This is a genomic window from Pseudomonas koreensis (assembly GCF_036668835.1).
Taxonomy (GTDB): Bacteria; Pseudomonadota; Gammaproteobacteria; order Pseudomonadales; family Pseudomonadaceae; genus Aquipseudomonas; species Aquipseudomonas koreensis_I.
The window spans coordinates 63,004-76,909 of sequence record NZ_JAZEVW010000010.1 but is presented as its reverse complement, the minus strand read 5'-3'; the positions used below and the strand labels follow the sequence as shown (position 1 = coordinate 76,909).

Genomic DNA, 13,906 nt, shown 5'->3' with positions numbered 1-13,906 from the left:
CTGACCCTTTCCCAAAGGTAGAGAGACTGACCGAGGGGCTGACAACATTTGCGGAAACTCGCGAGTGATGCGGGATCAGGCAGTTGCCGCACGTTGCGGCTGCCATGCTTCGCTGGCCGTCTGATCCATCGCTTCCTGAATCGCTTTTTTGCGATTGGCTTCCGCCTTGCGACCGAAATACCAGACCAGAAAGGTCACCAGCGACACCGCCAGCAGAATCAGGCTGGCCACGGCGTTGATTTCCGGTTTCACGCCCAGACGCACCGCCGAAAACACTTCCATCGGCAGGGTCGTAGAGCCAGGCCCAGAGACGAAGCTCGCCAATACCAGGTCATCCAGCGACAAGGCGAACGACATCATCCCGCCCGCCGCCAGCGACGGCGCAATCATCGGGATGGTGATCAGGAAAAACACCTTGAACGGTTTCGCGCCCAGATCCATCGCTGCTTCTTCGATCGACAGGTCGAGCTCGCGAAGGCGCGCGGAGACTACCACCGCCACATAAGCTGCACAAAACGTGGTGTGGGCGATCCAGATCGTGACGATGCCACGCTCCTGCGGCCAACCGATCAGTTGCGCCATTGCCACAAACAGCAGCAACAGCGACAGACCGGTGATCACTTCCGGCATCACCAACGGCGCGGTGACCAGACCGCCAAACAACGTACGGCCCTTGAAACGCGTCACCCGCGTCAGAACGAAGGCGGCGAGGGTGCCCAGCGCGACCGCAGCAATCGCCGTGTAGCAGGCGATTTCCAGCGAACGCACTACCGAGCCCATCAATTGCGTGTTGTCGAGCAAGCCGACGTACCACTTGACTGACCAGCCACCCCACACCGTCACCAGTTTCGAGGCGTTGAACGAGTAGATCACCAGAATCAGCATCGGCAGATAAATGAACATCAGCCCGAAGATCAGCATGAACCTGGAAAAATTGAAGCGTTTCATCCCCGTGCCTCCATCTCTTTGGCCTGGCTGCGGTTGAACAGCAGAATCGGCACAATCAGGATCAACAGCATGACCACCGCCAGCGCAGACGCTACCGGCCAGTCGCGGTTATTGAAGAACTCTTGCCACAACACGCGCCCGATCATCAGCGTCTCCGGGCCGCCCAACAGTTCGGGAATCACGAACTCACCGACCACCGGAATGAACACCAGCATTGCGCCTGCAATGATCCCGTTCTTGGCCAGCGGCACGGTGATTTTCCAGAAGTTGTTGAAGTTGCTCGAGCCCAGATCCTGCGCGGCTTCCAGCAAGCTGTTGTCGTGCTTGACCAGATTGGCGTACAGCGGCAGCACCATGAACGGCAGGTACGCGTAGACGACACCGATATACACCGCGGTGTTGGTGTTGAGGATCTCGATCGGCTGATCGGTCAGCCCGGTCCACATCAGAAACGCGTTGAGCAGGCCGTTGTTGCTGAGGATGCCCATCCACGCGTAGACGCGGATCAGGATCGCCGTCCAGGTCGGCATCATGATCAACAACAGCAGGACGTTTTGCGTTTCCTTGCCAGTCTTGGTAATCGCATAGGCCATTGGAAAACCGATGACCAGGCACATCAGCGTGCTCAGCGCCGCGACTTTCAGCGAGCCGAGGTAGGCCGACAGATACAGTTCGTCTTCACCGAGCAGGGTGTAGTTGCCGATGTTCAACAGCAGCTGGAATTTCTGTTCGGCGTAGGTGTAGATCTCCGAATACGGCGGTATCGCCAGCGCGGCTTCCGAGAAACTGATTTTCATCACCAGAAAGAACGGCAGCATGAAGAACAGGAACAGCCAGATGAACGGAATGCCGATCACCAGTTTTCGCCCGCTGGGCACCAGGCGCAGGAATTGCTGATTGAAGGTTCTCATGAGCGCAGCACCACGCCGCTGTCGTCTTCCCACCACACGTAGACCTTGTCGTCCCAGGTCGGCCGCGCGCCACGGCGTTCGGCGTTGGCCATGAACGACTGGACGATCTTGCCGCCGGGCAATTCGACGTAGAACACCGAATGGCCGCCGAGGTAGGCGATGTCATGCACCTTGCCTTCGGACCAGTTGTAGCGGCCCTCCGGTTGGGTGCTGCTGACCAGCATTTTTTCCGGGCGAATCGCGTAGGTGATCGATTTGTCCTGCACCGATGTGCTGACGCCGTGACCGACGTAAATCTTCTGCTGCAGATCCGGGCTGTGAATGATCGCATGGCCTTCGAGGTCTTCCACCACGGTGCCGTCGAAGGCATTCACGTTGCCGATGAATTCGCAGACCATGCGGCTGACCGGCGCTTCATAAATGTCGACCGGACTGCCGATCTGGGCGATCCAGCCCAGGTGCATGATCGCGATGCGCTCGGCCATGGTCATGGCTTCTTCCTGATCGTGAGTCACCATCACGCAGGTCACGCCGACGCGCTCGATGATCTCGACCAGTTCCAGCTGCATCTGCGAGCGCAGCTTTTTATCCAGCGCACCCATCGGTTCGTCGAGCAGCAACAGCTTCGGCCGTTTCGCCAGTGAGCGGGCGAGGGCGACGCGCTGGCGCTGGCCGCCGGACAACTGGTGCGGGCGGCGCTTGGCGTATTGGGTCATGTGCACCAGGCGCAGCATTTCTTCGACGCGGGCATCGATTTCGCTGGCGGGCAAACGGTCCTGCTTGAGGCCGAAGGCGATGTTCTGCGCGACGGTCATGTGCGGGAACAGCGCGTAGGACTGGAACATCATGTTGATCGGCCGCTCGTACGGCGGCATGTCGGTGATGTCCACGCCATCGAGCAGAATCCGCCCCTCGGTCGGGCGCTCGAAACCGGCGAGCATGCGCAACAGGGTCGATTTGCCCGAGCCCGAGCCCCCCAGCAGCGCGAAGATTTCGCCCTGATGGATCTCCAGGGACACATCGTCCACGGCCACGGTTTCATCGAACTTCTTGGTGACACGATCGACTTTCACCAACACCTTTTTCGGTTGCTGATGACCTTCAAGTGCCTTCCTGTAAGTGCTGGAGGCGTTTGCCATGTGAAACTCCCAACAGGTTTCGTTTGCCTGGCCAATGTGGCCGGGCTTAAGTGGATTGCAAGCCTGCAGGTGCACTCCCGGTCGGATCACATCCCCCCGTGGGAGCGAGCAAGCTCGCTCCCACAGGGTTTTGCATTGATCTGAAGGTCTTGCTCCTGCCGTCCGGCTTGTTCGGCACCGCCGTCCTGGCTGCCTGGGTCGTACTTGTTGTTATCACGGGTGTTGCTGTTCACGACTGCCGGATGCGCGCAGGCGCTCCCGACCGCCGCGGGGGCAGTAAATCGTTACGTATTCTTGGGTTGGATCAGCGCTGGTTGCGTCGCGCCGCCCGTTGCCGGCAGGCCGCGCCGAACGCCTGGAAAATCTTCAGGTAGTTCGGGTTGTCCAGCACTTGCCATTCCGGGTGCCATTGCACGCCGAGGGCGAAGGTCGGGCTGTGCCCGACCGAGATCGCTTCGATCAAGCCATCCGGCGCCACGGCTTCGGCGCGCAGGCCGGGAGCGAGGCGATCGATGCCCTGGCTGTGAATCGAGTTGACCTGAAACTCACCCGGCAGTTCGAGCGCTTCAAACACGCCGCCCGCGAGCACGGTCACCGCGTGGGCCGGTGCGTATTGCACGGCCACCTCCGGGCTGTCGGCTTCGCGGTGATCGAGCATGCCCGGCAACTCATGCACCTTCTGGTGCAGGCTGCCGCCGAACGCCACGTTCATTTCCTGGAAGCCACGGCAAATGCCCAGCACCGGAACGCCGGCCGCGATGGCTGCACGTAATAAAGGAAGGGTGGTGGCGTCCCGCGCCGGATCGTGATCCGTACCGGGAGCGCTGGCCGGGCCTTGATAGTGGAAGGGCTCCACATTGGACGGCGAGCCGGTCAGCAACAGACCGTCGAGTTGGCCGAGCAGGTCTTCGATTTCCGTCAGGTTGCCAAGGGAAGGAATGACCACCGGCAACCCTTCAGCGCCAACGCTGACAGCGCGAACATATTTGTCGCCGCTGATGTGATAGGGGTGCAGGCCGATCTGTTTGACGCACGCAGTAACGCCGATCAATGGCTTGAATGCCATTTTTATTCACCTCGAAGTCTGACACTTGAACGAGCTTTTCCGGAGCTTAGCCTCGTTGATTTTAATTAACAACTGCCATGTAAAAAATTCTAAACGCCGTTCATCAAATCGGTGACGTCTACGCCGCTCTGGCGCCTGCTTGGCCACGAGAGTGTTAAAAAAAGCCCGAAAAATAAAGGCTGCGGGGCACTGTGTTCGCTATTGACTTCACTTTGCCTTTCGGATTGACTGGCTGCGTGACAGGGTAGTGAACATAATAATTAACAGCTAAATAGGTGCATCATGTCGGTCCCTCTGCGTACCGTTCAACTCAACGAAGCCAACGCATTCCTTAAGAAATATCCTGAGGTTTTGTACGTCGACCTTCTGATTGCGGATATGAACGGTGTGGTGCGCGGCAAGCGCATCGAACGCACCAGTCTTCATAAGGTGTACGAAAAAGGCATCAACCTCCCGGCCTCGCTGTTTGCGCTGGACATCAACGGCTCCACGGTGGAAAGCACCGGGCTGGGTCTGGACATCGGCGATGCTGACCGCATCTGCTATCCGATTCCCGGCACCCTGAGTATCGAGCCGTGGCAAAAGCGCCCGACCGCGCAACTGCTGATGACCATGCACGAAATCGAAGGGCAGCCGTTCTTCGCCGACCCGCGTGAAGTCTTGGCCAATGTGGTGCGCAAGTTCGATGAAATGGGCCTGACGATTTGCGCCGCGTTCGAACTCGAGTTTTATCTGATTGACCAGGACAACGTGAACGGCCGTCCGCAGTCGCCACGCTCGCCGGTGTCGGGCAAGCGTCCGGTGTCGACCCAGGTCTATCTGATCGACGACCTGGACGAATATGTCGATTGCCTGCAAGACATCCTTGAAGGCGCGAAAGAGCAGGGCATCCCGGCCGACGCCATCGTCAAGGAAAGCGCCCCGGCGCAATTCGAAGTCAACCTGCACCACGTCTCCGACCCGATCAAGGCCTGCGATTACGCGGTACTGCTCAAGCGTCTGGTGAAGAACATCGCCTACGACCATGAGATGGACACCACCTTCATGGCCAAGCCGTATCCGGGCCAGGCCGGCAATGGTCTGCACGTGCACATTTCGATTCTGGATAAAGAAGGCAACAACATCTTCGCCAGCGAGGATCCCGAGCAGAACGCCGCACTGCGTCACGCGATCGGCGGTGTGCTCGAGACCCTGCCGGCGCAGATGGCTTTCCTCTGCCCGAACGTCAATTCGTACCGCCGCTTCGGCGCGCAGTTCTACGTCCCGAACTCGCCGAGCTGGGGCATCGACAACCGCACCGTGGCCGTGCGCGTGCCGACCGGTTCTGCCGACGCCGTGCGCATCGAGCACCGCGTCGCCGGCGCCGATGCCAACCCGTACCTGCTGATGGCCTCGGTGCTGGCCGGTATTCACCACGGTCTGACCAATCAGATCGAACCGGGCGCTCCGGTCGAAGGCAACAGCTACGAGCAGAACGAGCAGAGCCTGCCGAACAATTTGCGCGATGCCTTGCGCGAGCTGGACGACAGCGAAGTCATGGCGCGCTATATCGACCCGATGTACATCGACGTGTTTGTCGCGTGCAAGGAGAGCGAGTTGGCCGAGTTCGAGAACTCGATTTCTGATCTTGAGTACAACTGGTATCTGCATACGGTGTGAGTGTTTGAGAGCCCGAAAACCCAAAAGCCCCTCACCCTAACCCTCTCCCGGAGGGAGAGGGGACTGATCGGGGGATGCTCGGACCATCCGCCAACCTGAACGATTTTTGCCGAATCCATATTCGACTCGGTCGTTCAGGTCGGCGCGGATCCCAAGCGTCCCCCGGTCGGTCCTTTCTCCCCCCGGGAGAGGGCTAGGGTGAGGGCAACCCCTCTCAAGCCAGACACAGCAACCAGACCACCCCCAATCCCCCCTCGTCGAGCCAAAACAATGACCAAAACCCGCAACGACTGGGAACAACGCTTCCAGTCCCTGACCCTCGAAGCCCGTGCCTTCATCAACGGTGAATACCGCCCGGCGATCAGCGGCGAAACTTTCGAATGCCTGAGCCCGGTCGACGGCCGCTTTCTTGCCGCGGTCGCCAGCACCGATGAAGCCGACGCCAACCTCGCCGTCGAAGCCGCGCGCCAGTCTTTCAACTCCGGCGTGTGGGCGAAAAAAGCCCCGGCCGAGCGCAAGCGCGTCCTGATCCGCTTCGCCGATCTGATCCTCCAGCACCAGGAAGAACTGGCGCTGCTGGAAACCCTCGACATGGGCAAACCGATCAGCGACTCGATGAGCATCGACATCCCGGCGGCCGCCAACGCGATCCGCTGGAGCGCCGAGGCGATCGACAAGATCTACGACGAAGTCGCCGCCACGCCGCACGATCAGCTCGGCCTGGTCACCCGCGAGCCATCCGGTGTGGTCGCGGCCATCGTGCCGTGGAACTTCCCGCTGATCATGGCCAGCTGGAAGTTCGCCCCGGCGCTGGCGGCAGGCAACTCGTTCATTCTCAAACCGTCGGAAAAATCCCCCCTGACGGCGATTCGCATCGCCCGGTTGGCGCTGGATGCCGGCATTCCGAAAGGCGTGTTCAACGTGCTGCCGGGCTTCGGCCACACCGTTGGCAAGGCTTTGGCGCTGCACATGGACGTCGACGTGCTGGCCTTCACCGGCTCCACGGCGATCGCCAAGCAACTGATGATTTACGCCGGGCAAAGCAACATGAAACGCGTCTGGCTCGAAGCCGGCGGCAAGAGCCCGAACGTGGTGTTCGCCGACGCACCGGACTTGCGCGCGGCAGCCCAGGCGGCGGCCAGCGCCATCGCCTTCAACCAGGGCGAAGTCTGCACGGCCGGTTCGCGGCTGCTGGTCGAGCGTTCGATTCGCGAGCAGTTCATTCCGCTGCTGGTGGAAGCGTTGCAAGCGTGGAAACCGGGGCATGCCCTCGACCCGGCGACCACCGTCGGCGCCGTGGTCGATCAGCGTCAACTCGACAACGTGCTGCGCTACATCAGCATCGGTCGCGAGCAGGGCGCCGAGCTGATCGCCGGCGGCCAGCGCACCCTCGAAGAAACCGGCGGCCTCTATGTGCAACCGGCGATCTTCGACGGCGTGACCAACGCGATGACCATCGCCCAGGAAGAAATCTTCGGCCCGGTGCTGTCGCTGATCACTTTCGACAGCGCCGAAGAAGCGCTGCAGATCGCCAACGACAGCATCTTCGGCCTCGCCGCCGGCGTCTGGACCAGCAACCTGAGCAAGGCGCACACCTTCGCCCGTGGCTTGCGTGCCGGCAGCGTCTGGGTCAACCAGTACGACGGTGGCGACATGACCGCACCGTTCGGTGGCTTCAAGCAATCGGGCAACGGTCGCGACAAATCGCTGCACGCGTTCGACAAGTACACCGAGCTGAAAGCGACCTGGATCAAGCTCTAATTCTTTTACAGCGGCGGTCGCCAGCGTCTGGCGGCCATCGGAGAAATTTATGAAACAGCAACACGTCAACAGCTACTACGCCGCCACCCGCAACGAAGTCATCGACTTCCCGACCCTCGAAGAGTCGGTCGAGTGCGACGTCTGCATCATCGGCGCCGGTTATACCGGCCTGTCCTCGGCGCTGTTCCTGACTGAAGCGGGCTACAAAGTCACCGTGCTCGAAGCGGCGAAAGTCGGCTACGGCGCCAGCGGCCGCAATGGCGGGCAACTGGTCAACTCCTACAGCCGCGACGTCGATGTGATCGAAGCGCGCTACGGCGACAAGACTGCGGAAATTCTCGGCAGCATGATCTTCGAAGGCGCGGATATCATCCGTTCGCGCATCAAGGATTACGATATCCAATGCGACTACCGGCCGGGCGGTATTTTCGCGGCGCTGAACAACAAGCAACTCAACGGCCTGGCTGAGCAGAAGCGCGGTTGGGAGCGTTACGGCAACCGCCATCTGAAGATGCTCGATGCCGCTGACATCCGTCGCGAAGTCGGCTCCGACGCCTATGTCGGCGGTCTGCTGGACATGCAGGGCGGGCACATTCACCCGCTGAACCTGGCGCTCGGTGAAGCCGCGGCGATCGTGCGCTTGGGCGGCAAGATCTACGAGCAATCCGCTGCGGTGGAAATCAAGTACGGCGAGCCGAACATCGTACGCACCGCCAAAGGCCAGGTTCGCGCCAAGTACCTGCTGATCGCCGGCAACGCCTACCTGCCGCAGGGCCTCGACAACCGCGTGACCGCGAAGAGCATGCCGTGCGGCTCGCAGATCGTCGTCACCGAACCGTTGACCGAGCAGCAGGCGCGCAGCCTGATCACCAACAACTACTGCGTCGAAGACTGCAATTACCTGCTCGATTACTATCGCCTCACTGCCGACAACCGTCTGCTTTACGGCGGCGGCGTGGTCTACGGCGCTCGCGAACCGGACGACATCGAACAACTGATCCGCCCGAAGATCCTCAAGACCTTCCCGCAGCTCAAGGACGTGAAAATCGACTACCGCTGGACCGGCAACTTCCTGCTGACCATGTCGCGCATGCCGCAATTCGGCCGCATCGAAAAGAACGCCTACTACATGCAAGGCTACAGCGGCCACGGCGTCACCTGCTCGCACCTGGCCGGCAAACTGATCTCGGAAATGATCCGCGGCGACGCCGAACGCTTCGACGCCTTCGCCTCCCTGCCACACATGCCGATGCTCGGCGGCCGCACCTTCTCCGCACCGCTGACCGCCCTGGGCGCCGTCTACTACTCGCTGCGCGACCGCTTCGGCGTCTAAGTTACCTCCCCGGCGGCGGCCCAAAACCCCGCCGGTTTTTACCTGATACACCATCAACCCCACTGACACACCAAAGATCAAATTGTAGGAGTGAGCCTGCTCGCGATGAGGCCAGCCCAGCCACCATCCCTCCCACAGAAAAAACCACAAACCCTGTGGGAGCGAGCTTGCTCGCGAAGGCGGTCATCCAGTCAAAAATAATGGTGAATGGGCCACCCAATCGCGAGCAGGCTCACTCCTACAGGTCCGTATTACCAAGGCAAGAAGGACTTTTTCCCCACCATCCATCGAACCTGCTGAGCATCACCTGCAAACGTGATTTAATAGCCGCCTTTCACGGTTCCGGGACACGGGAGCAGCGTGATCCGCGCGACCTGCGCGTCACCCGCCACCCACCCCCCCATCGTCCTTGTTGTTCTCATATAAGGCTGTCATGGATACGGGTTCTCGACTCAAGCTAGTACGCGAAAGCTACAAACTCTCCCAGCGCGAGCTGGCCCGGCGTAGCGGCGTGACCAATGCCACCATCTCACTGATCGAACAGAATCGTGTCAGTCCTTCCGTCAGCTCATTGAAAAAGCTGCTCGAAGGCATACCGATGTCCCTGGCCGACTTCTTCACCTTCGACCAGCCGCCGCGTGAACACCAATACGTCTTCCGCGCCAACGAACAACCCGACCTCGGCCGCCACGGCCTGCGCCTGCTGCTGATCGGCGCCTCCGTCCCGAGCCGCCAGATGCGCCTGCTGCGCGAACAATACGCCCCCGGCGCCAGCTCCGGCGACGAGCCGATCGTGCATGCTGAAGGCGAGGAGTGCGGGCTGGTGACGCGTGGCACCGTGGAGTTGACCGTGGACGGGCAGGTGAGTGTGCTGAGTGCGGGGGATGGGTATTACTTTCCCACCACGCTGCCGCACAAGTTCCGCAATATCGGTGCGGATGAGGCTGAGATTATTAGCGCGAATACGCCGGCGAATTTCTGATCCCGATCGCTGCCTGAACGGCCCGTTTCGACTGAATCAGGCCGTTTTTTTTGCTGCCATTCGTCAGCCGCACCGCATTTTCACCCCGCGCCTGTTTCCAATGCGTAACTCACCCCCCGCAAAGGAAACAGCCAACATGCGCCCAGTCAACTTCGCAGCCCTGACCCTCGCCACCCTGTTATCCGTCACGTCCCTCTACGCAACCGCCGCCAACGATACCCCGGCGCCGACCGCCAACGACGGCAACGGCCAAACCAACCCGAGCGCGCCGGAAGACATCCATTCCAACGGAGCCACGGTGCCAAAAGGCACGCAGGGCAATACCACCAATAACGATGGCTCGACACCCTCGGGCGGCAAGCCCAGCGGTTCGAAACAATCGAACGACAGCGGCACCAGCAGCGGCGCCGGCGAAGGTTAAGCGTGTTTCGAATGCAGCAAGCCCGGCATGTAGCCGGGCTTTTTTATGGGCAAGTCCTGGATGACTGAAGGCTATTTCGTCTTCCAGTTGCCGCCGCTGTTTTCACAGTCGATCTTCGCCTGCTCCAGATGCTCACCGCCGTAGTAATACGTCGTCACTTGCGCGTTATCCGGCAGGTTCAGCGGTTGGGCGCTTTTGTCTTTGCTGGTGGAGTGCGGGTTGGCCAGCGATTCCTGGGTGAGGCGGGCGGTGCAGGTGGCCTGGTAGTGATCTTCGCAGCGCGCGACTTTTTTCTTGGTGGCGTTGAGGGTGTCTTTGCTTTCGTTGCTGCATGACCAGTTGATCGAATCGACTGGAACGCCTTCATATTCATAGCAGCTATGAGTTTCCACGGCGGGCACTGCGGGGCTCGAAGAGCGGGTCTGGACGTCGCAGCCTTCGGCCATGACGCAGGTGGGGATGATGGCGAATGTGGCGATCAGCAACAGCAATCGGGTTTTCATCGGCAGTTCCTCTCCAATGGCGCCGCGTCTGATCGGTGATTTGGCGCTTGTCTGCTTTCGAGGTGGCGATGACGTGCAGGGTTCCATCGGCTTCGCGACGGGTGATCTTCGCGTACACTGCGCAACAATCAGAAACATTCAGCGCCCAAGGATTGGACCGTCGCCATGATCGAAATCGGCCGCCGCAACATCGCCCCCGCTTCGCAGCATCCGTTTCACGATATCTATCTTTTTCATATCGACCCCGCAAAACCCGAGACGCCGTTCTGCTTCGAGCAGTCGATGGGCGGCGGGCACATGGAACATGGCGGGGCGCGATTTCTCGCGCTGAATGAACTCGACACGTGGTGCGGCGACTGGCGCGAACACTTGAGCAAAGCCAATTGCGCCTGGGTCGCGGAGTTGATCGACGCCAACCCGCACGCCGATCAAGCGACGCTGGTGGGGTTGATTCTTCAGCGTCACGCAGCATCCGCGCAGCCAGTCGGGCGCTGGAAAGGCTTCGGCAACTGGCTCAAACGCAACATCCACGTCGGCGGCCGTTACGGCATCTGACCTTCGGAGAACCTTATGACGCAAACCCTCGAACGCGCTATCGCCATCGCCGCCACCGCTCATGCCGGGCAGGTCGACAAGGGCGGTGCGCCGTACATTCTCCATCCACTGAAAGTCATGTTGCGCATGACCACGCTGGAGGAACGCATCGTCGCCGTGCTGCACGATGTGGTTGAGGACTGCGGCGTCAGCCTCGATGACTTGCGCATTGAAGGCTTCAGCGAAGACGTGCTGACGGCGATTGCATCGGTGACTAAAGTGCCTGGTGAATCCTACGAGGATTTCGTCGACCGCGCCGCGCAAAACCCGATTGGCCGGGTGGTGAAACTGGCGGATCTGGAGGAGAACAGCGATATCTCGCGGATCGCCTCACCGGGTTGGGAGGACCTGGAGCGGATCGAAAAGTATCGGCGGGCGATTGCGCGGTTGCGCATGTGAAACAGATTACATCCGCTGTGGGAGCGAGCCTGCTCGCGAAGGCGTCAGACCGGTTATTCATCAGTGACTGGCACACCGCATTCGCGAGCAGGCTCGCTCCCACAATGGATCGGTGATGTGTCAGTTGATAGCCAGGAAGGCGACTATGAAATCCATTATTTGCTTGTTGATTGCTGCCGGTTTCGGCGCGTTGTTGCAGTTCGAAGGCGTCCCCCATGGATTGCTGCTGGGTTCGATTATCGTCACCGCAGTGTTCGCCAGTAAAACCGGCATCGCGCCGGCGACGCCTTATGGGCTGGGCTACATTCAGGTCACGCTGGGTATCGCCACCGGGCTGATGTTCGAAGCGTGGGACAGCGCGACGGCCTCGGCCCTGTTGCCCAGCCTCGGTGTGTTGCTGATCTGCCTCACTGTGCAGATCGCATTGGCCGGCTGGTGGCTGACCCGCGGCGCCGGCTGGAGTCGCACCGATGCGCTGCTGGCGGTTTACCCCGGCGCGCTGGCCGCAGTGTTCGATCTGCTGGAGTCGGAAAAGGCATCAAGCAAGGTCATCATCGTCCACCTGATGCGCTTGCTGCTGATCACCGTGCTGGTGAGTTTGTTGATTCCCGGCCAGGCCGCCATCGCGGTTGCCGATGGCGATCCGTTGACGACGGGCATGGCGCTGACCGCGTGTGCTGTGATCGCACTCAGCGTGCTGCTCGGGCGCTTGTTGCTGCTGATCGGCGTCCCGGCGCCGTTCATGCTCACCGCGATCATCATCACCGCCGTGTTCGTGAAATCAGGATGGCTGCACGGTTTTCACATGCCGGACTGGAGTTTGAACCTGGCCGCGCTGATCCTCGGCGTACGCATCGGCTCAAGGTTCCAGGGCCTCGGCTTTGCCGAACTGGCCCGGCACGGGTGCACAGCGCTGGTCTCGGTTGGCTTGATGATTGTGGTCGCGGCGGTGTTTGCCGAAGTAGCGGCGGGGTTGCTGGGCAACGATCCGCTGTCGTTATGGCTCGCTTATATGCCCGGAGCGATCGAGACCATCGCGATTGTCGCGTTTGGTGGCGGGCTGAATGTGGTGTTTATTCTGACGCATCATTTGAGCCGGATGGTATTGCTGCACTTTGCGCCGGCGTTGTGGGTGCAGGTGCGGCGGGTGAGGGAGGAAGCCTGACTCGAGCTGATGCCAATCTGTTGCGGCGTGTCAGTTAAATCCATCCCCCTCACCCCAGCCCTCTCCCCAAAGGGGGCGAGGGGGAAGGGAGCCGATCTCTGTGCTGTCCGAAATTTGAGTTCGGCTCGAGATGTCAGGTCGCCGTAGCTCGAGAAAACAACTCGGTCAGTCCCCTCTCCCTTTGGGAGAGGGTTAGGGTGAGGGCTAGCGGATATGCGCCGCAAAACCTTCAAGCCCCGGCGCGATGCCTTCCTTCAACGTCAAAGCCGGAATCTCATACTCCCCCGCATTCTGCTGCCGGAACCCGATCGGCCTCGCACTCCACAACTCATCCAGCCGCCGCCCCAGTTCATCAGTGGTCTCGGCATAGCGCGCCGCATCCATCCGGCTGGTGCGATACACCACAAATGGCGGCACCACCTCAAAACCGGGGTAGTACAAGATCCCGTGTTGGATCGGAAACAGCAGATCATCCATCGGCCCGTTGATCCCGCGTGGGCTGTAGTGGGATTCCCAGCCGCCGGTGGTGACCATCAGCATCGCGCGTTTGCCTTTCATTTTGCCTTCGCCGTAACGCTCGCCCCAGCGGCTGTCGGAATGTTCGCCGACGCCGTAGGCAAAGCCGTAGGCGTAGACGCGGTCGACCCAGCCTTTGAGGATCGCTGGCATGGTGAACCACCACAGCGGGAATTGCAGGATCAGCGCGTCGGCCCACAGCAGTTTTTCCTGTTCGCGGGCGATGTCGGCGGCCTGGGTGCCGTCGGCGTAGGCGCGTTTTGAGTCGAGGGATGCGTGGAACGGTTGCGAAGGATCGCGTTGCGGTGCGTCGTCGGCGTCGAGGGTGGATTTCCAGTTCATCGCGTAGAGGTCGGAGATTTGTACGCTGTGGCCGGCGGCTTGCAGGCGCTGGACGGTGAAATCCTTCAGTGAACCGTTGAGCGACGTCGATTCGGGGTGGGCGTAAACCAGTAATACATTCATGGTGAAAAGCTCCGTTGGTTGATGGCTGCAGGATCGGCGCTCGC

At 60.6% G+C, this 13,906-nt stretch carries 14 protein-coding genes; 8 read left to right on the top strand and 6 right to left on the bottom strand.

The features are described from left to right. Nucleotides 1–75: 75 nt before the first annotated feature. The 4 genes from V6F91_RS23555 to V6F91_RS23540 form a co-directional block, all read right to left on the bottom strand. On the bottom strand, nt 76–948 hold the full coding sequence (locus tag V6F91_RS23555; protein ID WP_332768650.1) for an ABC transporter permease subunit: 873 nt from the start codon (nt 946–948) through the stop codon (nt 76–78). Next, entirely contained in the window at nt 945–1,859 is a 915-nt protein-coding gene (locus V6F91_RS23550) for an ABC transporter permease subunit (RefSeq protein WP_332768648.1), read from the bottom strand. Before V6F91_RS23550 ends, V6F91_RS23555 begins: the two co-directional genes overlap by 4 nt. Beyond that, nucleotides 1,856–2,998, bottom strand: a complete 1,143-nt coding sequence (locus tag V6F91_RS23545; RefSeq protein ID WP_090282859.1) for an ABC transporter ATP-binding protein — start codon at nt 2,996–2,998, stop codon at nt 1,856–1,858. Before V6F91_RS23545 ends, V6F91_RS23550 begins: the two co-directional genes overlap by 4 nt. A 304-nt stretch (nt 2,999–3,302) precedes the next feature. Beyond that, entirely contained in the window at nt 3,303–4,064 is a 762-nt protein-coding gene (locus tag V6F91_RS23540; RefSeq protein ID WP_332768645.1) for a gamma-glutamyl-gamma-aminobutyrate hydrolase family protein, read from the bottom strand. A gap of 282 nt (nt 4,065–4,346) precedes the next feature. Here V6F91_RS23540 and V6F91_RS23535 point away from each other — a divergent pair, with 282 nt between their 5' ends. From V6F91_RS23535 to V6F91_RS23515, 5 genes are all read left to right on the top strand, one after another. Continuing rightward, nucleotides 4,347–5,723: a glutamine synthetase family protein gene (locus V6F91_RS23535; protein ID WP_332768643.1), complete on the top strand. Its 1,377-nt coding sequence runs from the start codon at nt 4,347–4,349 to the stop codon at nt 5,721–5,723. 270 nt (nt 5,724–5,993) lie between these two features. Continuing rightward, nucleotides 5,994–7,484, top strand: a complete 1,491-nt coding sequence (locus tag V6F91_RS23530) for an aldehyde dehydrogenase (protein WP_332768641.1) — start codon at nt 5,994–5,996, stop codon at nt 7,482–7,484. Between the two features lie 49 nt (nt 7,485–7,533). Beyond that, nucleotides 7,534–8,817, top strand: a complete 1,284-nt coding sequence (locus V6F91_RS23525) for an FAD-binding oxidoreductase (RefSeq protein WP_332768639.1) — start codon at nt 7,534–7,536, stop codon at nt 8,815–8,817. A 433-nt stretch (nt 8,818–9,250) separates the two neighbouring features. Next, nucleotides 9,251–9,799: a cupin domain-containing protein gene (locus V6F91_RS23520; RefSeq protein WP_093102357.1), complete on the top strand. Its 549-nt coding sequence runs from the start codon at nt 9,251–9,253 to the stop codon at nt 9,797–9,799. 136 nt (nt 9,800–9,935) lie between these two features. Beyond that, nucleotides 9,936–10,220 (top strand): hypothetical protein, encoded by a 285-nt coding sequence (locus V6F91_RS23515; RefSeq protein WP_332768635.1) that lies wholly within the window; start codon nt 9,936–9,938, stop codon nt 10,218–10,220. Nucleotides 10,221–10,291: 71 nt separating this feature from the next. On the opposite strand, the gene V6F91_RS23510 is transcribed toward V6F91_RS23515, so the two are convergent. Next, entirely contained in the window at nt 10,292–10,723 is a 432-nt protein-coding gene (locus V6F91_RS23510) for a hypothetical protein (protein ID WP_332768633.1), read from the bottom strand. Between the two features lie 165 nt (nt 10,724–10,888). Here V6F91_RS23510 and V6F91_RS23505 point away from each other — a divergent pair, with 165 nt between their 5' ends. The 3 genes from V6F91_RS23505 to V6F91_RS23495 all read left to right on the top strand — a co-directional run bounded on the left by V6F91_RS23505 (nt 10,889) and on the right by V6F91_RS23495 (nt 12,881). After that, complete coding sequence (locus V6F91_RS23505) at nt 10,889–11,278, top strand: hypothetical protein (RefSeq protein ID WP_332768631.1); 390 nt, start codon at nt 10,889–10,891, stop codon at nt 11,276–11,278. A gap of 15 nt (nt 11,279–11,293) precedes the next feature. Further along, nucleotides 11,294–11,716, top strand: coding sequence for an HD domain-containing protein (locus V6F91_RS23500; RefSeq protein ID WP_332768629.1), 423 nt, complete (start codon nt 11,294–11,296; stop codon nt 11,714–11,716). A 145-nt stretch (nt 11,717–11,861) separates the two neighbouring features. Further along, nucleotides 11,862–12,881, top strand: a complete 1,020-nt coding sequence (locus tag V6F91_RS23495) for an AbrB family transcriptional regulator (RefSeq protein WP_332768627.1) — start codon at nt 11,862–11,864, stop codon at nt 12,879–12,881. Nucleotides 12,882–13,085: 204 nt separating this feature from the next. On the opposite strand, the gene V6F91_RS23490 is transcribed toward V6F91_RS23495, so the two are convergent. Beyond that, nucleotides 13,086–13,862, bottom strand: coding sequence for an NAD(P)H-dependent oxidoreductase (locus V6F91_RS23490; protein ID WP_332768625.1), 777 nt, complete (start codon nt 13,860–13,862; stop codon nt 13,086–13,088). Between the last annotated feature and the right edge of the window lie 44 nt (nt 13,863–13,906).

What these genes read in the sequence shown, in the direction of transcription:
- V6F91_RS23530 (WP_332768641.1), top strand. Translation starts at nt 5,994, where the DNA reads ATGACCAAAACCCGCAACGACTGGGAACAACGCTTCCAGTCCCTGACC.
- V6F91_RS23555 (WP_332768650.1), bottom strand. Translation starts at nt 948, where the DNA reads ATGAAACGCTTCAATTTTTCCAGGTTCATGCTGATCTTCGGGCTGATG.
- V6F91_RS23510 (WP_332768633.1), bottom strand. Translation starts at nt 10,723, where the DNA reads ATGAAAACCCGATTGCTGTTGCTGATCGCCACATTCGCCATCATCCCC.
- V6F91_RS23540 (WP_332768645.1), bottom strand. Translation starts at nt 4,064, where the DNA reads ATGGCATTCAAGCCATTGATCGGCGTTACTGCGTGCGTCAAACAGATC.
- V6F91_RS23515 (WP_332768635.1), top strand. Translation starts at nt 9,936, where the DNA reads ATGCGCCCAGTCAACTTCGCAGCCCTGACCCTCGCCACCCTGTTATCC.
- V6F91_RS23505 (WP_332768631.1), top strand. Translation starts at nt 10,889, where the DNA reads ATGATCGAAATCGGCCGCCGCAACATCGCCCCCGCTTCGCAGCATCCG.
- V6F91_RS23520 (WP_093102357.1), top strand. Translation starts at nt 9,251, where the DNA reads ATGGATACGGGTTCTCGACTCAAGCTAGTACGCGAAAGCTACAAACTC.
- V6F91_RS23525 (WP_332768639.1), top strand. Translation starts at nt 7,534, where the DNA reads ATGAAACAGCAACACGTCAACAGCTACTACGCCGCCACCCGCAACGAA.
- V6F91_RS23545 (WP_090282859.1), bottom strand. Translation starts at nt 2,998, where the DNA reads ATGGCAAACGCCTCCAGCACTTACAGGAAGGCACTTGAAGGTCATCAG.
- V6F91_RS23495 (WP_332768627.1), top strand. Translation starts at nt 11,862, where the DNA reads ATGAAATCCATTATTTGCTTGTTGATTGCTGCCGGTTTCGGCGCGTTG.
- V6F91_RS23500 (WP_332768629.1), top strand. Translation starts at nt 11,294, where the DNA reads ATGACGCAAACCCTCGAACGCGCTATCGCCATCGCCGCCACCGCTCAT.
- V6F91_RS23550 (WP_332768648.1), bottom strand. Translation starts at nt 1,859, where the DNA reads ATGAGAACCTTCAATCAGCAATTCCTGCGCCTGGTGCCCAGCGGGCGA.
- V6F91_RS23490 (WP_332768625.1), bottom strand. Translation starts at nt 13,862, where the DNA reads ATGAATGTATTACTGGTTTACGCCCACCCCGAATCGACGTCGCTCAAC.
- V6F91_RS23535 (WP_332768643.1), top strand. Translation starts at nt 4,347, where the DNA reads ATGTCGGTCCCTCTGCGTACCGTTCAACTCAACGAAGCCAACGCATTC.